The following is a 19,886-nucleotide window of genomic DNA, read 5'->3' as shown; positions in this document are numbered from 1 at the left end:
GGTCGCGGTCTTGGTTTTGGCCCTCGCCTAGTTGTCGCGCTGCCAGCCCAGCGCGGCCATCATGATGTCGAACAGGTGGGTGTTGGCGAAGAACCCGCGCACTTGCCCGGCACCGGGGCCCGATGCCGCGGCGATCACTTCCTCGCCGGTGTGGTTGTCCTCGACGCTGATCACCGCGTTGCTCGCGGTCGTCACGCCGGGCTTTGCCGTTTCGGCGGCGAACTGGTCGGCCAGCGGAGTGCCGCGCGTGCCCCCGCCCATGCGCAGCGCGAAGCTGTGATCGGCGGTGAACAGGATCAGCGTGTCCTTGCCGGCGATGGCGCTGACGCGGCGGATCATGTCGTCCATTTCCACCACATGGCGCAGCCCCTTGCGCGGATCGGGGGTGTGCATGTCCCATTCGACCATCAGGAAATAGCCCTTGGGGTTGCGGGCAAGCTGGCCGATGGCCGCTTCCACCGCCGGCATGGGCGCGAAATCCTCGTCGCGCAGCACGGCCGCGCGGCCGGCCTCGCGCACCAGCGCCGGATCGTCGCCAAAGCGATAGCCCGCGCGGGTGAAGGCCTGCTCGGCTGTGGTCTGCAGCTTGGCGAAAGACGCGGCGGCATCGGCGCGGCCCTTGCCGATCAGGATATCGACACCGTCGCCGAAGCGCGGGGCCAGCATCTGGCGGAAGATCTCATCGGTTTCCTTGCGCGAGGCGACATGGGCGTAGCACGCGGCCGGGGTGGCATCCCAGATCTTCATGTTGGTGATGACGCCGGTGGAAAGCCCGCGCTGCTCGGCATATTCGAGCAGGGTCTTGACTGGCGCGGTCGCGCCGCCATCGCCCGAAGGCACGACCGAGACCATCGCGTTGTTGGTCTTGTGGCCAGTCATGATCGCGGTCATCCCCGCGGCCGAATCGGTGACCCAGCGATTGAGCGCCGAGGTATCGGACAGCCCGACGTCGGGCAGCGACTGGATATACAGCGACTGGGGCCGGTCATTCGCGAGGATGCCGGCGGCACTGATCGTCGGCAGGCCGCCGGCATCGCCCAGGAACAGGATCACGTTGCGCGCCTGCGGCTCTTTCGCGCCGGCGCCCCCGGCGGCCAGCAGGATGCCGGCGACGATGCCGGCGAGCGCCAGCCCCTTGCGCGGGCGTTGGTGGCGGCGCGACGCGGCCGGGAAGGGCGGATTGCGGCGGAACATGCTCATGGGGTGGCTCCTTGGGCTTGGGAAGATGCGGTGAGTTGACGGGACAGGACCAGCCTGGCGCGCAGGCCGGGGCGATTGTCCTCAAGCTCGAACCGGCCGTCGTGCAGCGATGCGACCGCGCTCACCAGCGTGAGGCCCAGCCCGCTGCCCGGCGTGCTGCGCGCGCCATCGAGCCGGCCGAACTTGCGGATCGCCTCGGTCCGGCGCTCGGCGGGAATCCCGGCGGCCCGGTCGGCGACGCACAAGTGCGCCTGCGTCTCGGTCGCCGATGCCTCCAGCGCGATCTCGCCGCCCTGGGCGCCGTACTTGAGGGCATTGTCGATAAGGTTGGCCAGCGCCCGCGCGACCAGCGCGCGATTGCCATAAAAATCGAGATCGGGCGGGCACGAGACGGTGATCGTCACGCCGCTGGCGGCGGCAAGCGGCTGGTAGATCTCGTGCAGGTCGCGCAGCATGGCGCCCAGGTCGAAGCGTTCGAAAGTGCCGCGCCCGATGCCCGCTTCGGCGCGGCTGATCTCCAGCGCGCTTTCCAGCATGTGCAGCACGCGCGCCACTTCCTGCGCGATGGCTTCGAAACGGGGCTGCTGGTCGCGGCCGGGCGCTTCGGCAAGCCCTTGCGTGACCTGGATGTGGATGCGCGTGAGCGGTGAGCGCAAGTCATGCGCCAGCGCATCGGTGAGCACGCGATGCTCCTCGACCAGCGCCTCGATCCGGTCGAGCATGGCGTTGAGCGAGACCTTCAGGCGGTCCACCGGATCACCGCTGCCGTCGGTTTCGGCGCGGCGGCGCAAGTCTCCGGCGCCGACGTGCTGGCCGATGCTGGCGATCGCGGCGACCATCCGGTTCATCTCGTGCACGATCGTCAGGCTGCCGAGCAGCCCGATCGGAATGGCCAGCGCGAAGGCGGCGAGCAGCGCGAGCAGCAGCGCCGCGCGCATGTCCGCGCGATTGTCGAGCAGGCCGCCGAGCAGCAGGCGATAGCCGGGGCCGAACAGCGCGGTCCGCACCAGGAACTCGTCGGGATGCGCGGTGCCATCGCGCTGCAGCGTCACGGGAGTCCAGTCCTGCGGCGCGGCAAGATCGCCAGGCCAGGCCGAGAGGTTTCCGGCGAGCTTGCGGCCTTGCGCGTCCACCAGCAGGATCGCCGTCTGGTCGCGATGCGCCCGTTCCGCGCGGCTTGCCACCGAGGTGGTCAATTCCGCGATGCCGCCGGACTTGTAGTGATTTTCCAGATTGCTCTGGCGATATTCGAGCGGCCGGGCGAAATCGGCCAGCAGCACGCGGTCGATCTGGAAATAGAGGTAAAGCAGGATCGGGACGACGCAGGCCAGGCTGAGCACCAGATGGAGCAGCAGGAAGCGCCCGCTCGTGGAACGCCAGGGCAGGAGCGGGGCGCGCCGCCGCCGGGGCGCAGGCACGCCGTTCGGCGGGGAAGCCGCGCTGGCCATCGCCGCCGCCGCCTGCCCGCCCGGCCGCCTCACGCCGCGCGCGTGACGGTTGCCGCGTAGAGGCGCGCGCCGGCCCAGTCATGGAATGCCAGGTCCAGCGCGTCCGGCGTCACCCGGTAAAGCGACAGGCCCGAACAGGCCACCGCGAAGCGGGTGCCATCGACGTTGCCGACCGGGCGCACGGTCGATCCGCAGCCGGTGGCGATGAAATGGATGCCCTCGCGCTCGATGTGCTGCATGTCGTGATCGTGGCCGCAGACATAGGCCTGGACGCCGTGGCGCTTGAGGATCGGCAGGAGATTGCGCACCAGATCCTCGCTGTCGCCGTGCTGGCCGCCGGAGAAGATCGGGTGATGCCCGAACACCAGCTTCCAGCCCGCGCGCGATCTGCCCAGCGCCGCGTCGAGCCAGGCGTATTGCGTCTGCGGGTCCTGATCGTGGACATGGTGCTTCGCGTCCGGCGTGGGCGCCTTGCGATAGCTGGCGACAAGCGGCGTGGTGTCGATCAGGAAGAAGTCCGCGTGCGGCGCGCCGAACGTGGCGCCTTCGACGGCATAATAGCGCGCCGGCATCATCCAGCGCCGGCTGTGGCGGGAATAGTCGATCTGCGCCTGCGGATTGCCGCGATAATCGTGATTGCCCAGCACCGCGTACCAGCGGTTCTGCAACGCGGGCGCGGTGTAGACATCCTCGAACGATTCCCGCCAGTGCGTGTCCGTCACCGAATCGACGCCCGTGCCGTAGAAGTTGTCACCCAGCGCCAGCGTGAAAGCGCAGCCCTGCTCCTCGGCGACGCGCCCCATCTGCGCCGCCACGGTGCGCTGGTGCGGCTCGCCGCGCCGGCCCCAGTCGCCGATGGCGAGGAAGGCGAGCCCTTCGCCGCGCCCGGCCTGCGCGGCGGCGAAGGCGGGCGCGGCGGGAAGCTCGCCCAGCGCCGCCGTGGCCGCCATGGTGCCGATGAGCCCTCTGCGGGTAAGGCCGGTGTTCATGCGTGTGTCCTCCCAGTATTTTTCCTCACGCGTCGCGTGATGCAGGCAAGGAAAGCGGAATTTCTTTCGATGGATTGATATCAATATCGCGCGCGATGAGCGGCACGTCAGAGAATATTATTCATATATTTCAGATGTATATTACATATATTGGTCATGCCGACGGTTTGCCGACCTATAGGAATTTTTAATGTTCCGTGCCGGTGGCGCGGGTTTCATTCGCGTGGCCCCAGCCGATAGCCGGCGCCGCGCACCGTGTGCAGCAAGGGCACCAGGCCGGGCCGGTCGATCTCCTTGCGCAAGTTGCTGACGTAGACGTCGATCACGTTGGTTCCCGGATCGAAGTCGTAGTTCCACACTTGCTGGAAGATCATCGAGCGCGTGACGACTTGCCCCTGGTTGCGCATGAGGAATTCGAGAAGCTGGATCGCGCGCGGTTGCAGCAGCAGCACTTGTCCCGCGCGTTCGGCCCGCGACGCCAGCAGGTCGAGCGTCAGGTCCGCGCAGGCCAGGCGCGTGACGATGCCCGGAGCCGCGACGCGCCGCCGGTGCAGCACTTCCAGGCGGGCCAGCAGCTCGGTCATGGCGAAAGGCTTGACCAGATAGTCGTCAGAGCCCGCGCGAAGGCCCCGCACCCGCTCGTCGGTGGAACCGATCGCCGAAAGGATGATGACGGGCGTGTCGCAGCCCTGCGCGCGCAGGATTTCCAGCAGGCTGAGCCCGTCGAGCGCCGGCAGCATCCGGTCGAGGACGATGCCGTCAAGGCCCGGCCGTTGCGCCAGCTGCAGCCCCCGCCGGCCTTCGGCCGCCCATTCGACCTGATAGCCGGCATCCTCCAGGCCAGACCGCAGGAAGCCGGCGGTCGCCGTATCGTCTTCCACGACGAGGATGCGTCTGGTCATGGTTCGTGGCGCCGCGCTGCCGGCATGGACTGCGTTCCTGACGCGGGCCTTAGCAATCCCGTGTGACACCTGCACCGCCATTCCATCGCGAAGCGGGACAGCGCGATCCGGGCGGACCGGCACTGCCCCGTTACCCGTTCGAACCTTCCGGCCCGATCAGAAGTTCAGCTTCACGCCGGCCAGATAGCGCCGTCCGAAGACCTCGTGCTCGATCTGGTGCTGGAAATCGCCCTGGTAGCGGATGCCCGGCTCATTGGTCAGGTTGTTCGCATCGAGGTAAAGCTGGACGTTCTCGTTGATCGCATAGCGCAGCGAGAAATCGAGCCGGGCGACATTGGCCCAGTAGGTATCGCCCAGGATGTCACCCGATCCGATCGAGTCGAGATAGGCCTTCTGCCACTGGTAGCTCAGCCGCGCCGAGAAGCCGTAGCGCTCGTAGTAGCCCGAGACGTTGTAGATCAGCGGCGAGGCGCCCGGCAGGTCGGTGGTGCGCCCGTCGGGCGTGGTGGCCTTGGAATCGTTGAGCGTGAGGTTGGCCTGCAGGCCGAAGCCTTGCGCCCAGTCGGGCAGGCCCATCGAGCGGGCCAGACCCTCGAGCGGCTGCGAGAAGGCGAATTCCAGCCCCTTGATGTGGCCGCCGCCGCCGTTGGCGATCGTCGCATAGTGATAGTCGGCGCGGTTGATCCCGTTCGAGTTCAGGATATCCGAGCCGAAGGTCGGCAGCTCGACATCGTAGAGGATGTCCTGCAGGTCCTTGTAATAGGCGCCGACCGACAGGAAGCCGCGCGAAGGCATGTACCATTCGAAATAGAGGTCCACGCCCTTGGCGCGTTCGGGCTTGGCGTTGGGATTGCCGCCGGACACGATCTGCTCGTCATCGTCATAGGAGAAATTCGGCCGCAGCTGGTCGTAATCGGGGCGAGCGGCGCCGGTGTTGGCCGAAAGGCGCAGCTTCATGTCGCGGTTGACGTCCCAGTTCAGGTGGATGCTGGGATAGACCGAGGTGAAGCTGTTCGAGACCTGCGTGGGCAGGTAGCCGTCGTTGGTCATCGACAGGGCCGAGCCGGTGTTCTTCACCCGTTCGACGCGCGCGCCGTAGACGATGTTGCCCCAGTTGAAATAGGTCGTGCCCATGAGATAGCCGGCGAGCACTTCCTCGGTCACGCGATAGTCGTTCTCCTCGGACGCGCCGGCCTGGATGCGCGCGGCGCCAGCCTTGGCATAGCTGTCGAACAGCGCTTCGCCCAGTTCGCTCGAGAAGTACCGGAAGCCATAGCCCAGCGGCAGCTTGCCCTTGTAGGGCGTGTCGATGCTGATCTGCGCCTGCGTGGGGTTCGTCAGCCCGGCCGCCGCCAAGGTTTCGGGCGTGACTTCCAGCACGGTGCGGTTCGAGGTCTTGGTGCGCTTGTCATATTCGCCGCCAAGCTGGATGACCGTTTCGGCGCCGAACAGCGCGGCGTTGTGCTCGATGTCCAGCTTGCCGGTATAGGCATTGGTCCGGTCAAGCTGGCGGTTGCGGGTCATGTTCAGGAAGTTCAGCTCGGTCGGCTGGATATAGGGCCGTTCCGGGCCGGTGGAATATGTGCCGTCGGCATTGCGGATCGTCTGGAACAGGTGGACCCGGGCGAGGTTCGGATCGGTGAAGTCATAGACCAGCGTGGGGCGCTGGGTGAAGCTGGTCGGGCTGACCCACGAGGACTGGAACGGCGGCTTGCTGCGCGCATCGGCGCGCGTGTAGTTCAGCCGCCACTTCACTTTCCAGGTATCCAGATCGTGCTCGCCGGCCAGGGTATTGGTGAAGATGCTCTGGCGCGAGGAGTTGCTGTTGAGCGTGCTTTCGATCTCGGCGCCGTGCAGCGTGCCTTGCAGCGGCGTGTTGCCGGTGCGGATATCGGCATAGCCGGTGGTGGTGCCCACGGTGCTGCTCGAGGTCTTCTTCGCATCCTGATCGAGATCGAAGACCCAGGCATTGCGCAGCTCATCATCGCGGAACTGGCTGTAGATCGAGCTGAGGAAGATCTGGTTGGCGCTGTCAGGGCGCCATTCGAGGCGGCCGGAGAACGAGGTGTTGCTGCGCGTCAGGCGATAGAGCTTGTTCTGCGTCTTGGCGGCCCAGATACGCTCCTTGCCGCCGGGTTCCTGGTCTTCGGGCGAGACTTCCCAACTGTTCTCGAAGTTGTCCGTCACCATGTCGCGCTCATAGCGCGAGGCGCCGATCAGGATGCCCAGCGTGTCGTTGGCGAAGCGGTCGGACAGGAAGCCGCCGACGTTGTACTGCTTGCCCTGGCCCAGGTCGTTGTAGCCATAGCCGCCGTCGAGCGCGCCCTTGAAGCCGTGATAGTCGAACGGGCTGCGCGTGACGATGTTGATGTTGCCCGCCACGGTTTCGCCCGGCATGTCGGCCGTCACCGCCTTGCGGATGACGGTCTGGCTGGCGATCGAGGAGGGGATGGTATCGAAGCGGGTCTCGCGCCCTTCCGGGCTGATCACGTTGACCCCGTCGAAAGCCAGCGTCGTCCAGCTTGCCGGCGAGCCGCGCAAGCTGATGTAGCGTTCCTGCCCCTGGTCGCGCCCGATGCTCACGCCCGGCAGGCGGCTGACGGCGGCGGCGATGTTCTGGTCGGGGAAGCGGCCGACGCTGTCGGCGGCGATCACATCGACAAGCGAGGTCGAGGCGCGCTTGAGCTGGATCGCGGCTTCCTCGGATTCGGCGATCGGGCGGCTGCCGCTCACGACGATCTCGCCCGAGCCGTCCGTGGCCGTGGGCTTGAGCGCCAGCGTGATGTCCACCGTGGCGCCCCCGCCGACATCCACGGACTGCCGGCCCGTCTCATAACCGAAGTAGGTGATGCTCAGCTGCTGCGTGCCGGCGGGCACGCGCTGCAGGATGAAACGCCCGTCGCTGTCGGTGACGCCGACGATGTCCGATCCTTCGACGCGCACTTCCGCGCCGCGCAGGAAGTTCCCGGAGGCATTGACCACGGTGCCGGTGATGCGGCCTTCGCCTTGCGGCTGGGCGGCCGACTGCGCCAGCGCGGGCGCGCCGGCCAGGGCCGCGCTCGACACGGCCAGCGCGGCGAAGCCGACATGCAGCGACAGGCGGGTTTTTGAATATTTTGTCGAGACAAACATGATGAATACCCCCATTGCGCGACGAGTAACGCCGCGTTCTTCTCAAAATCCGTAGATTTATTGCGCGTGTCCGGGTGCACGACCTTCCGATAGAAAGCGTCGTGTGCCCAATTATTTACTGCTGGATGTCAGCGATAATCCCTGAATTATCGGATGAGCCCGAATTGTTTGATCGGCGCACTAGGGGCGCGTATTTACGCCTCTGTGACACTGGGCCACATTAGGGAAATTTAAGGTTTGCCGATCGGTCCCGGAGGACGCGCGCCATGGCGCGACGGCCGGGAGTTCCGGCGCGGCGGCGGATTCCGGCTGGGCGCAAGGCCGCTCTGGAGCGTTTGCGCAAGGCACACGGCTCAGACTTTGGAGACCCGCCTTTACCGGGCCGTCGACCGCGAATGGCCGGCTTGAAACGGCGCTAGTTCACGGTGCCCGTGAAGATGTTCACGCTCGCGCCCATGCGCACCACGCCGTCCTCAAGGTGCTCGGCAAAGCGCGCGGTCAGCCGCTCGCGGGCCTGGGTCCGGGCTGCGGGCGGGGCATCGTCGAGCAGTTCGCCCACCGACATCGTGCCGAGCGCGAATTCGCAGGCCGCCGCCGCGTCGAGCCCGCCGCCCAGCGCGAGCTTGCCGCTCCAGGGCGTGACCGTGATCGCGGCGAAGCCCGCCCGTTCCAGCAGCGCGACCAGCCGGCCGGCATCGCCATAGCGCAGCGGGCCGGGCGCATCGGCGGGCGGCGGCGCCAGCGCGATCACCTCGCCGATCGTCTGGCGCACGCTGCTCATCCATGGATTGGCCTGCGGCGTGCCCCAGGCGGCGAAGGCGAAGCGTCCGCCGGGCGCCAGCCAGCGGCGCAAGTTGGCGAAAGCGGCGGGCGGATCGGGGAAGAACATGATGCCGAAGCGCGAGGAGAGCCGGTCGAACGGCGCGTCCGGCCGCCAGGTCTCGGCATCGGCCTGGCGGAACGAGACCGTCGCCGTGCCCGCCCGCGCGCTGGCGGCGGCGACGAGATCGGCCGAGATGTCGATGCCGGTGACGCGGCAGCCAGCCGGCGCCGCATCGGCGATGGCGCGCGTGGTCGCGCCGCCGCCGCAGCCGATGTCGGCGACCGAGGAGGCGCCTTCCAGCGCCAGCGCGGCGATCAGCGGGGCATCGACCGGCAGCAGCATGGTTTCCATCGCGTCGAGCTGGTCGCGCCACTTGCGGCCACGCGCCTCGGCCCAGTCGGCGGCGGAAGGATTCTCGGTCATCGGGCTGCCTTTCGGGCGACTCAGGGGGCTTCTTCCATGCCCGTGATCGCGCGCAGCGTATAGGCGGCGACAAGCAGCCGGCCATTCGCCTCGATCCGCGCGGTCTGCGCGGCAATGGCCTCGCGCTCGGCATCGAGCAGGGCAAGCTGCGGCTTGGCGCCCGCCTTCACTTCGAAGCGGGTGCCGCGCAGCGCGTCCTCGGTCGCGGACACGCGCGCGCGGGCGGCCGCGAGCATCGCGCGGGCGGACGTCACGCCCGCGAAAGCCTGTACGGCCTGGTTTTCCACCATCTGCGCCGCCGCCAGTGCGTCCGCGTCGGCCGCGCGGGCCTGCGCTTCGGCCCCGTTCACCTTGGCGCTCACCCGGCCGCCGCTGAAGAAGGTCCAGCGCGCGCGCAGGCCCACGCTGGCGCTGTCGGCCTTGTAGCCGGGGAAGAACTGGTCGCGTACGCTGGCCGCCTCGGCAAAGGCGCCCACCGTGGGCAGGCCCTCGGCCCGCGCGGCCGCGATGCCGGCGCGCGCCACGTCGGCGGCCTTGCGCGCCTGTTCCACTTGCGGGTTGTGCCGGGTGGCAAGATCGACCGCCTCGTCCGGGGTGGCGGGCACGGGCGGGGCGGGCGGCAAGTCGCCCGAGGGCTGCACCGGCCCGCCGCTCAGCGTGGCGAGCTGTGCCATGGCCGAGGCGAGCGCGCCGCGCGCGCCGGCCAGGCCGGCATCGGCCTCGGCCTTGCGCGCTTCGGCCTGGGCCACTTCGGTGGAAGTGCCGGCGCCGGCCCTGAACGTCAGGTGCGCCTGGCGGACGGCTTCGGCCAGCGCCTCCACCAGCTTGTCATAGCTGCGCAGCTGTTCCTGCGCGGCCAGCGCCTGGGTATAGGCGCGCACCACTTGCAGCCTGAGGTCCAGCGCGGCCGATTGCGTGGCGAGCGCGGCCAGCGCGCGGCCGCCTTTCGCCTGCGCCACCGCCGCGCCTACCCGGCCGCCGGTATAGAGCGGCAGTTCCACGGTCGCTTGCGCCGAGCGTGGCGCGACATCGTCGGCACTGAGGCCGAAGAAGCCTTGCGGGTCGATATAGCCGGTGGCGATCTGGCCTTGCGCGGTGGCCAGCGGCATTCGCTCGGCCCGCGCCTGATCGAGCGCGGCGGCGGCGGCATCCTCGCGCGCGCGCGCGGCGGTGAGCACGGGCGAATGCGCGAATGTCGCGGCGACGACCTGGTCGAGCGATTGCGCGCTGGCCGAGGCAAGCGGCAGGGCGGCGCCGGCAAGCGCCAGAAAGGCGGTCAGGCGGCGCATCGTCCCGCTCAGCGGAAAGCGCAGCCCGCGCGCACGCCCAGCGCGCGAAACACCATCGCGGCCGGGCAGAACCCGGTCACGCTGGCCTGCAGCATGTTGAGCCCGGCAAAGATGGTGAGGGCGATCCACCAGGGGTTCACCGTTACCGAAAGGATCGCGCTTGCCAACACCACGATTCCCGCGAATGCCAGCACGGCCCGGTCAAGATTCATCGGCTCTCTCCTCAGTCAAAGCGCAGCTTCTTGATGCCCAGCACATGCAAGGCCAACTTTTCGTAGAACGGTTCGCTTTCACCCTTGCGGATCTTGCGCAGGAAATACTTCTCGAAACCGATCTTGGCCAGGTGCACCCACTTGCCTTCCGAAGACCAGTTGGTGTTGCGCGGCGGGATCTGCGGCTTGGCGACGAAAGCGACGCCGCCATCGCCGAAATCGGCCAGGCAGATCGCGTTCCACGTCGCCTCGTGCGTCGGTTCGGCGCCGGCGAAGATTTCTTTCAGGTTCTGGGCGATGGCCGTGACCATGCTTTCGATCATGAAGCCGGTCTTGGGCACGCCCACCGGCACGGGCGTGGGTCCGGTCGGCGGGATGGCAATGCACACGCCCAGGCCGAAGACATTGCGGTACTTCGGATTGCGCTGGTGTTTGTCGACCAGCACGAAGCCGCGCGGGTTCACCAGCCCTTCGATGCCGCGCAGGGCCGCCACGCCGCGAAACGGCGGCATCAGCATGGCCCAGCCGAAATCGAGATCGTGCAGCTTTTTGGTCGAGCCGTCCTCGTTTACTTCCTCGACATGCATCATGCCGGGCTCGACGCTGGCGACCTTGGCATTGGTGATCCACTTGATATGCCGGTTGCGCATCTCGCTTTCGAGCAGGCCCTTCGTATCGCCCACCCCGTCAAGCCCGAGGTGGCCGATATAGGGTTCGGGCGTGACGAAAGTCATCGGCACCTTGTCGCGGATCTCACGACGCTTGAGTTCGGTGTCGAGGATCATCGCCATTTCATAGGCCGGGCCATAGCACGAGGCGCCTTGCGCCGCGCCGACCACGATCGGGCGGGGATTGGCGCACAGTTCCTCGAACTTGTCGCGCGCGGCGGCGGCGTGGGCGGTCTCGCAGATCGAGACGGTATGGTGCGCGGGTCCGAAACCGGCGATCTCGTCAAAGGCAAGGTCCGGGCCCGTGGCGATCACGAGATAGTCATAATCGATATATGAATTATCGTTCAGCACGATGCGATTGGCATCGGGATCGACCTGGCGCGCACCGGCGCCGGTGAAGGCGATCCCGCGCTTCTCCATCACCGAAGGCAAGTGGACGCGTATCGCCTCGGGCTCGCGCCAGCCGACCACGACCCAGGGATTGGACGGAACGAACCAGTAATCGTCGCCTTTGCTGATGACCGTGACGCGCGCCTTGCCTTTCAGCGCCTCGCGGATCTCGTAAGCGGCGATCGTGCCGCCAAGGCCAGCCCCCAGCACCACGACATGCGATTCGTCCATGGCCTCACCCTCCTCCTCGATTTCGGCTTGACCGCTATTACATATACACGATATTTGCAAATCAATAATCGAAAGAGGGACCGATGTTTGGATTCGGCAAGCGCAAGCGCATCAAGGAAGTAACTCCCGGGGAACTGGCCGGCCTGCTCCGTGCAGGCACGGTGGAAGTGATCGACGTGCGCGAGCCGGGCGAGTTCGCCGCCGGGCACATTCCGGGCGCGCGCAATGTGCCGCTGTCGTCCTTTGATGTGGCGCGGCTGGCGTGCGCGGAAGGCAAGACCGTGATCCTCAATTGCGCGCTGGGCGGGCGCTCCGCCCAGGCGCTTGACATCTGCGCGGGCGAAGCGAGCGATACGCATCTGGCGGGCGGGTTCACGGCATGGGTCCGTGCCGGCCTGCCGGTCGAACGCTGAACGGGGAAGGATAGCGCATGAGCAGGCCCGGCTGGATCGTCCTCCTGATGGGAGCGGCCGCGCTGGCCGCGTGCGGGGGCGATGCCGACAAGGCGCGGGAAGCGCGCCCGGCGGCGGGGCCGGCGCTGGTCGTGCGCCCGGTCTCCGCGCCCCGCTGGACCAGCGTGAGCGCCGAGGTTGCGACTGTCGATCAGGCGCAAGTGCTCGCCCGCATCCCCGGCATCCTGACTGCGCTGTCGGTGAAGGCGGGCGATACGGTGGAAAAGGGGCAGGCGATCGGCCGGATCGTCGACAGCCAGCTCGGCTACCAGAGCGGAGCCTATGGCGCGCAGGCCGCCGCCGCGCAGGCCCAGGCCGCGCAGGCGCAGGCCGAACTGGCGCGGGCGCGCTATCTTTATCAGAACGGCGTCTATGCCAAGGCGCGGCTGGAACAGGCGCAGGCCATGGCTTCGGCGGCGCAAGCGCAAGTCAGCGCGGCGCGCCAGCAGCAGCAGGCGGTGAACGCGGTGGCCGGGCAAGGCGCGGTAATCGCGCCGGCCAGCGGCCGCGTGCTGGCCGCCGATATTCCGGCCGGATCGCCGGTGGCGCCCGGCATGGTGATCGCCACGATCACCTCGGGCCCGGTGATCGTGCGGCTGGACATGCCCGAATCGCTGGCGGACAAGGTCCATCCCGGCGCCGCCGTGGTGGCGCAGGGCGTCGATGGCACGCCGGGCGAATCGCGCGGCACCGTCATGCGCGTCTATCCGGCGGTCAATGCCGGGCAAGTGCGCGCCGACGTGATGATGTCCGGGATCGACAGCCGCCTGATCGGCCGGCGCGTCGCCGCCAGGGTGGAAAGCGGCACGCGCACCGCGTTGCTGGTGCCGCAGGGGTACGTCTCGACGCGCTATGGCATCGATTATGTCACGCTGCGCGGGCGGGACGGGGCGCTCTCCGCCGTGCCGGTTCAGACCGCGCCCGCGGACCTGGCCGATCGGGTGGAGATCCTTTCCGGCGTCGCGGCGGGGGATAGGCTGGTGCCGCCGGCGTCCGCCGGAGCGGGGAAATGACGCTTGGCATCTCGGGCCGGCTGACCCGCGCGACGATCGCCTCGCCGCTGACGCCGCTGTTCCTGCTGGCGGCGATCCTGGTCGGCGTGATCGCGACGATGACCATCCCTCGCGAGGAAGAGCCGCAGATCAGCGTGCCGATGGTCGATATCCAGGTGGCCGCGCCCGGCCTTTCGGCCGGCGACGCGGTGGAGCTTGTCGCCAAGCCGCTGGAAACCATCGTCAAGAGCATCGACGGGGTCGAGCACGTCTATACCCAGGCCGAGGACAACGGCGTGATGGTGACGGCGCGCTTCTTGGTGGGTTCCGATCCCGAGGACGCGGCCACGCGCGTCAACGAGAAGATCGGCGCCAACATGGACCGCATCCCCGTGGGCATCCCGCCGCCGTTGGTGACGGTGCGCGGGATCAGCGACGTGCCGATCGTGGTGCTGACGCTGAGCCCCAGGCCCGGCGCGCCGGGGCAATGGAGCGACCAGTCGCTGCACGAACTGGCATCGCGCCTGCGTACCGAGATCGCCAAGGTGGATGACGTGGGGCTGACGTTCCTGGTCGGCGGCCAGCGGCAGGCGATCCGCATCGCGCCCGATCCGGCCAGGCTGGCGACGTATCAGGTGCCGCTGGGCAGCGTGATCGAGGCCGCCAGCCAGGCGAACCGGGCGTTCCCGGCCGGCACCGTGCGCGAGAACGGCATGGCCGCCACGGTCGTCGCCGGCCGCACGCTGGAAAGCGCGGAGGAAGTGGGGCGGCTGGTGGTGCGATCGGCCACGGGCGCGCCGGTCTATCTCTCGGATGTCGCCAGCGTCACCGAGGCGCCGACGCAGGATCAGGCGCGCGCCTGGCGCTGGGCGCGCGGCACGGGCGGCGCGTGGGACATGGCGCCCGCCGTCAGCCTGGCCATCGCCAAGCGCGCCGGGGCCAATGCGGTGAACGTCTCGGACGCGGTGGTCGAACGCGTCCACGCGCTCGAAGGCTCGCTGATCCCCGCTGGCGTTTCGGTGAACATCACGCGCAATTACGGCGAGACGGCGAACGAGAAAGCCAACGAGCTGCTGTTCCACCTCGCGCTCGCCACCGTCTCGATCATCGTCCTGATCGGCTTTGCCATCGGCTGGCGCGAGGCGGGCGTGACCGCGATCGTTATTCCCACGACGATCCTGCTGACCATGTTCGCATCCAACGTCATGGGCTTCACCATCAACCGGGTCAGCCTGTTCGCGCTGATCTTCTCGATCGGTATCCTGGTGGACGATGCCATCGTCATGATCGAGAACATCGCGCGCCACTGGGCGATGGCCGATGTCGTCGAAGGGCGGCGCACGCGCGCCGAAGCGGCGATCGAGGCGGTGGCCGAAGTGGGCAATCCCACCATCGTCGCGACGCTGACGGTGGTGGTGGCGCTGCTGCCGATGCTGTTCGTTTCCGGGCTGATGGGGCCCTACATGGCGCCGATCCCGATCAATGCCTCGGCCGCTATGGTGTTCTCGTTCTTCGTCGCGGTGATCATCGCGCCCTGGCTGATGATCCGCTTCGCGCGCAAGTCGCTGGCGCAAGGGCATGAGGCCGAGCACGGCGGCAGGCTGGGCGCGCTTTATGGGCGCGTGGCGCTGAAGGTGATCCGCACCCGGCAAGGCGCGCGCAATTTCCTGATCGGCGTGGGCGTGGCCACGCTGGTCGCCTGCTCGATGTTCTACTTCAAGGCGGTGACGGTGAAGCTGCTGCCGTTCGACAACAAGTCCGAAGTCCAGCTCGTGGTCGACATGCCCGAGGGCACCAGCCTGGAGACGACCTCGCGCGTGCTGGAGCAGGCCGCCGCCGTCACCCGCAAGGTGCCCGAGGTGGAGGCGATGGAAGCTTATGCCGGCACCTCCGCGCCGTTCAATTTCAACGGCCTCGTGCGCCATTACTTCCTGCGCGCCCGGCCCTGGATGGGCGACCTGATGGTGACGCTCCAGCCCAAGGGCGATCGCTCGCGCTCCAGCCACGAGATCGCGGTCGCTCTGCGCGAGGCGCTGAAAGTGGTGCCGCTGCCCGAAGGCGGCGCGATCAAGGTGGTCGAGACCCCGCCCGGCCCGCCCGTGCTGGCGACGCTGCTGGCCGAGATCTATGGCCCCGATGAAGCCAGCCGCCGCGCCACCGCCGCGCAAGTGGAGAAGATCTTCCGGTCGGTGCCCTATATCGTCGATGTCGATAACAGCCATGGCAGCTCCGTGCCCGAGTTGCGGCTGGTGCCCGATCGGGACCGGCTGGACCACTATGGCCTGTCCGAACGGCAAGTGTTCGATTCGATCGGCGCGCTGCTGGGCGACCAGACGGTCGGCTATGCGCCGCAAGGGCAGGGGCGTGATCCGCTGCCGATCCAGATCGCGCTCGACCAGTCGCAGCGCAGCTGGAGCCAGGCGTTGAGCGCGACGCCGGTCGCGGTGGCGCAAGCCGCGGGCGGGCCGCGCCTGATCCCCCTGGGCGAAGTGGTCGACGCGCGCATGGCCGAAGGCGGGCAGACCGTGTTCCGGCGCGACGGGCGCGGCGCGGTGATGGTCAGCGCCGAACTGGCCGGCCGCTATGAAGCGCCGATCTACGGGATGCTCGCGGTCGACAAGGCGATCGACGCATTCGACTGGGCCAGGGCCGGGCTGGCCAGGCCCGCGATCTCGCTCCACGGCCAGCCCGCCGACGAAGCCCGGCCGACGCTGCTGTGGGACGGCGAATGGGAAATCACCTGGGTGACGTTCCGCGACATGGGCGGCGCGTTCATGGTCGCGCTGCTGGGCATCTATGTGCTGGTCGTCGGGCAGTTCCGCAACTTCAAGCTGCCGCTGGTGATCCTGACGCCGATCCCGCTGACGCTGGTGGGCATCGTCATCGGCCACATGCTGTTCGGCGCGCCGTTCACCGCCACCTCGATGATCGGCTTCATCGCGCTCGCCGGCATCATCGTGCGCAATTCGATCCTGCTGGTCGATTTCATCCGCCACTCGCGCAGCCCGGACAAGAGCCTGCGCGATACGCTGCTCGAAGCCGGGATGATCCGCTTCAAGCCGATCGTGCTGACGGCGGCGGCCGCCATGATCGGCGCGGCGGTGATCCTGACCGATCCGATCTTCCAGGGGCTGGCGATCTCGTTGCTGTTCGGCCTGGCCAGCTCGACGCTGCTGACGGTGCTCGTCATCCCGGCGATCTACGTGGTGCTGCGCGACGATGGTCGACCGGCGGCGCGGGACGCGGATTGAACCGGCGCGGCGCGATGCCGACATTGGCGGCGATAGACAAGGAACGTCCGTGATGGCCGAGGAAATGATCGTGTGCCCCGCCTGCCGCGCGCTCAATCGCGTGCCCGCCAGCCGATTGGGCGACGCGCCCAGGTGCGGCAAGTGCGGCCAGCCGCTGTTCGCCGGCAGGCCGGTGGCCGCCGATGCCGCATTGTTCGACAAGCTGGTGAGCAAAGGCAGCTTGCCGGTGCTGGTCGATTTCTGGGCGCCGTGGTGCGGCCCGTGCCGGGCGATGGCGCCCGCGTTCGAAGCAGCGGCGCGCGCGCTTGAACCGCATGTGCGGCTGGCCAAGGTCGATACCGAGGTGGAGCAGGCGCTGGGTGCGCGTTTTTCGATCCGCTCGATCCCCACGCTGGCGCTGTTTCGCGATGGCCGCGAAGTGGCGCGGCAAGCCGGCGCGATGAACGAGCGCGCGATTATCGATTGGACGCGCCGGGCCTTGGGCGCGGGCTGAGCGCTCAACTTCCACAGCGGGCCTATTCTACAATGGGCCTACCGCTCCACGCGGGCGAAGACGGCGGCCCCGCCGCCGCTGCGGATGCTGGCTGACCGGGCATCGGGGCGCCGGTCCGGCGCGGTTCCCGCCAGCGCGTCAAGCAGGTCGCTGGCGGCAAGCATCCGCTGCCGGTCGACGCGATAGAAGATCTGCTTGCCGTCGCGCCGCGTTGTCACCAGTTCGGCCTTGCGCAGCACGCCAAGCTGCTGCGACAGGCCGGGCTGGGCGATGCCGGTGATCTCCTCGATCTCGCCCACGGCGCGTTCGGTGTCCTTGATCGCGCAAAGGATCTGCAAGCGCACGGCATGGGCCAGCGCGCGCAGCAGTTCGGCGCTGCCCTCGAAGTCGCGTTCGGGTTCGCCGTCCATGTCAGCCATTGTCCTTCATGGTCGAAAAGAACCAGGCGCTGGGCGAATCGGGTCGCAGCGCGTCGGCAAGGGTTTCGCGCGGCGCGCGCAGCAGGTCCTGGCCCGGCTCCCAGTCGGCCGGGGCGAGCGCGGTGCCGTGCTGCACGCGTTGCAGCGCGGCCAGCGTGCGGAGCATTTCGGGAACCGAGCGGCCGACGGTCGAGGGATAGCAGGTGGTGGCCCGCAGCACGCCGTCCGGGTCGATGAAATAGGTCGCGCGGATTGACGAGGCGTCCTGCGCCTCGCAGCCGATCATGCCATAGGCCCGGGCGATTTCCATCGTCGGGTCTTCGATGATCGGGAATTCCACGCGCACGCCGGCCATGTCGTGGATCACCCGCAGCCAGGCGAGATGCGAATAGAGGCTGTCGACCGAAACCCCCATCAGCGCGCAGCCCAGCGCGTCGAACTTGCTCGCCGCGCGGGCCAGGGCGATGAATTCGCTGGTGCACACCGGGGTGAAATCGGCCGGGTGCGAGAACAGGATCAGCCAGCGCCCGCGAAAATCGGCAAGATCAATCGGCCCCTGCGTGGTGCGCGCGGAAAAACGCGGCACTTGTTCGCCGATGCGCAAGGGCGGGGTCTCGATCACCTGCTCCACGAAGTTCCTCATATGGTCCCGTTCGCCAAGCTTCTGACACGCGGAGGCTCTTGACGCAATACGTTTACATAATTATTTACTATCGTAAAGTGTTTTGTGAGGAGGACTCGATGCCCGAACGCTCCCGTAGCGACGAAGCGCTCGTACGGGCGATGGCCGTGGTCGAGCGGGCCTTGCTGGGAAAAGGCGCCGCGCCCGGCATCCGCAGCTTCTTCGACGAAGCGACCTTCACGGCCACCCACGTGGTGCACGATCCTGCCACGCGGCGCGCGGTGATCATCGATCCGGTGCTCGATTTCGATCCCGCCTCGGGCCGGACCAGCCACGCATCCGCCGATGCGGTGATCGCTTATGTGGAACAGACGGGGCTTGCGGTCGAATGGCTGCTGGAAACGCACGTCCATGCCGATCACTTGTCGGCCGCGTCATACTTGCGCGAGCGGTTCGGCGCGCGGGTCGCGATCGGCGCGCAGATCCGCCGCGTGCAGGATGTCTTCGGCGGGCTGTTCAACGAAGGGGCCGGTTTCCGGCGCGATGGCTCACAGTTCGATCATGTGTTCGAGGACGGCGAAACTTTCACGATTGGCGAAATCGAAGTGGCGGTCCTCCATGTGCCAGGGCATACGCCGGCCGATCTGGCCTATGTCATGGGCGATGCGGTATTTGCCGGGGATACCATCTTCATGCCCGATTTCGGCACCGCGCGGGCCGACTTCCCGGGCGGCGACGCGCGTCAGCTTTATCGTTCGATCCAGCGCCTGCTGTCGCTTCCCGGCAAGGCGCGGCTGTTCCTGTGCCACGACTACAAGGCGCCCGGCCGGGACGCATTCGCCTGGGAAACGACCATCGCCCGGCAGCGCGAAGCCAATATCCACGTCCACGACGGCGTCAGCGAAGACGCGTTCGTGACGATGCGGGTCGCACGCGATCGCACGCTCGACATGCCCCGGCTGATCCTGCCCTCGATCCAGGTGAACATGCGCGCCGGCCATCTGCCCGAACCCGAAGCGAACGGCATCCGCTACCTCAAGCTTCCCCTCAACGTACTGTGAGCTTTCGCGCCGGCCGTCAGGCGAAGACCGGCGCCTCGCTGCGCGCATGGGGGGATAGCGAGACGCGCGTCTCCATTCGGCCGATGCCCGGAATCTCCAGCGTCATGACATCACCCGCCACCACCGGCGCGACGTCGGCGGCGCCCGAAAGCACCACGTCGCCCGGATAAAGCGTCATCACCGTTGAGGCGAAGGCGATCATCCGCGCGGGATTGGCGGTAAGATCGGCGAAGGCGCGCTCGCCGCGCAGTTCGTCATTGACCCAGAAGCGATAGGACAACGTGGAAGGATCGGCGATCTCGTCGGCCGTCACCAGCCAGGGGCCCAGCATACCGTAAGTGTCGAACGACTTGCAGAAGGCATAGTCCTCGCGCTGCTGCTTCAGCGTCATGTCGAAGGCGCCGCAATAGCCGGCGACATGGTCGAGCGCCTCCGCCTCGCTGACGTTGCGGCATTCGCGGCCGATCACGCAGGCCAGTTCCGGCTCGTGCAGGGTGTCGCGATCGGGCCAGCTTATCTCCACGCCTTCGCCGGGGCCGGACAGCGCGCTCGTCACCTTGAACATGAAGCCCAACATGCCGAACGGCGCGCCATGGTGCTTCCAGTTGCCGGCGCCGCACACGAACTTGCCCGGATTGGCCACGGGCGAGAGCAGGCGCACGGCATCGAGCGGGATCGCCGGCGCCTCGCGCGCGAGTTCCGCCATCGGCGCGCGCAAGTCGGCCAGGCTGGTGATGAACTGGTCGCCGGGCGGCAGCGGCCAGCGCAGGCTGGGCAGCACCTCCGTCACCAGGGTCACGTCATGGATGCCATCGTCCCGCACCACGCCCAGGCGCGGGGTGGCGGTGCTGTCGCTTTCCAGCACAAACCGGCAAATTCGCATCGT

The 19,886-nt window shown here is 67.8% G+C and carries 17 protein-coding genes; 5 read left to right on the top strand and 12 right to left on the bottom strand.

Annotation, left to right across the window (positions count from 1 at the left end):
• Positions 1-27: 27 nt before the first annotated feature.
• The 9 genes from PYV00_RS20415 to PYV00_RS20375 all read right to left on the bottom strand — a co-directional run bounded on the left by PYV00_RS20415 (position 28) and on the right by PYV00_RS20375 (position 11,710).
• Positions 28-1,200, bottom strand: coding sequence for an alkaline phosphatase (locus PYV00_RS20415; RefSeq protein ID WP_275230163.1), 1,173 nt, complete (start codon positions 1,198-1,200; stop codon positions 28-30).
• A complete protein-coding gene (locus PYV00_RS20410) occupies positions 1,197-2,681 on the bottom strand; it encodes a sensor histidine kinase (RefSeq protein WP_275230162.1) in 1,485 nt (494 codons plus the stop codon). The genes PYV00_RS20415 and PYV00_RS20410 overlap by 4 nt, the downstream gene beginning before the upstream one ends.
• Entirely contained in the window at positions 2,678-3,637 is a 960-nt protein-coding gene (locus tag PYV00_RS20405) for a purple acid phosphatase family protein (protein WP_275230161.1), read from the bottom strand. Before PYV00_RS20405 ends, PYV00_RS20410 begins: the two co-directional genes overlap by 4 nt.
• 215 nt (positions 3,638-3,852) lie before the next feature.
• Complete coding sequence (locus tag PYV00_RS20400) at positions 3,853-4,539, bottom strand: response regulator transcription factor (protein ID WP_275230160.1); 687 nt, start codon at positions 4,537-4,539, stop codon at positions 3,853-3,855.
• Between the two features lie 156 nt (positions 4,540-4,695).
• On the bottom strand, positions 4,696-7,671 hold the full coding sequence (locus tag PYV00_RS20395; protein WP_275230159.1) for a TonB-dependent receptor: 2,976 nt from the start codon (positions 7,669-7,671) through the stop codon (positions 4,696-4,698).
• Positions 7,672-8,086: 415 nt separating this feature from the next.
• A complete protein-coding gene (locus PYV00_RS20390) occupies positions 8,087-8,917 on the bottom strand; it encodes a class I SAM-dependent methyltransferase (protein ID WP_275230158.1) in 831 nt (276 codons plus the stop codon).
• A 20-nt stretch (positions 8,918-8,937) separates the two neighbouring features.
• Complete coding sequence (locus PYV00_RS20385) at positions 8,938-10,206, bottom strand: TolC family protein (RefSeq protein WP_275230157.1); 1,269 nt, start codon at positions 10,204-10,206, stop codon at positions 8,938-8,940.
• Between the two features lie 8 nt (positions 10,207-10,214).
• Positions 10,215-10,418 carry a YgaP family membrane protein gene (locus PYV00_RS20380; protein WP_275230156.1) on the bottom strand — a complete coding sequence of 68 codons (204 nt, stop codon included), beginning with the start codon at positions 10,416-10,418 and terminating at the stop codon, positions 10,215-10,217.
• Positions 10,419-10,429: 11 nt separating this feature from the next.
• Positions 10,430-11,710, bottom strand: coding sequence for an NAD(P)/FAD-dependent oxidoreductase (locus tag PYV00_RS20375; RefSeq protein ID WP_275230155.1), 1,281 nt, complete (start codon positions 11,708-11,710; stop codon positions 10,430-10,432).
• An 83-nt stretch (positions 11,711-11,793) separates the two neighbouring features.
• Between PYV00_RS20375 and PYV00_RS20370 the strand changes: the two genes are divergently transcribed.
• From PYV00_RS20370 to trxC, 4 genes are read left to right on the top strand one after another with little or no spacing between them, the layout of a single operon-like run.
• Positions 11,794-12,123 (top strand): rhodanese-like domain-containing protein, encoded by a 330-nt coding sequence (locus PYV00_RS20370; RefSeq protein WP_275230154.1) that lies wholly within the window; start codon positions 11,794-11,796, stop codon positions 12,121-12,123.
• A gap of 17 nt (positions 12,124-12,140) precedes the next feature.
• Positions 12,141-13,175 carry an efflux RND transporter periplasmic adaptor subunit gene (locus PYV00_RS20365; RefSeq protein WP_275230153.1) on the top strand — a complete coding sequence of 345 codons (1,035 nt, stop codon included), beginning with the start codon at positions 12,141-12,143 and terminating at the stop codon, positions 13,173-13,175.
• Positions 13,172-16,405, top strand: a complete 3,234-nt coding sequence (locus PYV00_RS20360; RefSeq protein ID WP_275230152.1) for an efflux RND transporter permease subunit — start codon at positions 13,172-13,174, stop codon at positions 16,403-16,405. Before PYV00_RS20365 ends, PYV00_RS20360 begins: the two co-directional genes overlap by 4 nt.
• 52 nt (positions 16,406-16,457) lie before the next feature.
• On the top strand, positions 16,458-16,898 hold the full coding sequence (gene trxC, locus PYV00_RS20355; protein WP_275230151.1) for a thioredoxin TrxC: 441 nt from the start codon (positions 16,458-16,460) through the stop codon (positions 16,896-16,898).
• Positions 16,899-16,936: 38 nt separating this feature from the next.
• Here the strand turns inward: trxC and PYV00_RS20350 are convergent, their stop codons facing one another.
• Both PYV00_RS20350 and PYV00_RS20345 read right to left on the bottom strand, forming a co-directional pair.
• Positions 16,937-17,317 carry an ArsR/SmtB family transcription factor gene (locus PYV00_RS20350; protein WP_275230150.1) on the bottom strand — a complete coding sequence of 127 codons (381 nt, stop codon included), beginning with the start codon at positions 17,315-17,317 and terminating at the stop codon, positions 16,937-16,939.
• Positions 17,310-17,960 carry a peroxiredoxin gene (locus PYV00_RS20345; protein WP_275230149.1) on the bottom strand — a complete coding sequence of 217 codons (651 nt, stop codon included), beginning with the start codon at positions 17,958-17,960 and terminating at the stop codon, positions 17,310-17,312. Before PYV00_RS20345 ends, PYV00_RS20350 begins: the two co-directional genes overlap by 8 nt.
• Positions 17,961-18,100: 140 nt before the next feature.
• Here PYV00_RS20345 and PYV00_RS20340 point away from each other — a divergent pair, with 140 nt between their 5' ends.
• On the top strand, positions 18,101-19,000 hold the full coding sequence (locus tag PYV00_RS20340; RefSeq protein WP_275230175.1) for an MBL fold metallo-hydrolase: 900 nt from the start codon (positions 18,101-18,103) through the stop codon (positions 18,998-19,000).
• A 16-nt stretch (positions 19,001-19,016) separates the two neighbouring features.
• On the opposite strand, the gene PYV00_RS20335 is transcribed toward PYV00_RS20340, so the two are convergent.
• On the bottom strand, positions 19,017-19,883 hold the full coding sequence (locus tag PYV00_RS20335; RefSeq protein ID WP_275230148.1) for a fumarylacetoacetate hydrolase family protein: 867 nt from the start codon (positions 19,881-19,883) through the stop codon (positions 19,017-19,019).
• Positions 19,884-19,886: the final 3 nt, after the last annotated feature.

The sequence above is a fragment of the Novosphingobium album (ex Liu et al. 2023) genome (assembly GCF_029076845.1).
GTDB lineage: Bacteria > Pseudomonadota > Alphaproteobacteria > Sphingomonadales > Sphingomonadaceae > Novosphingobium.
The sequence above is the reverse complement of the archived record's forward strand: the minus strand, read 5'-3'. Positions and strand labels throughout refer to the sequence as shown.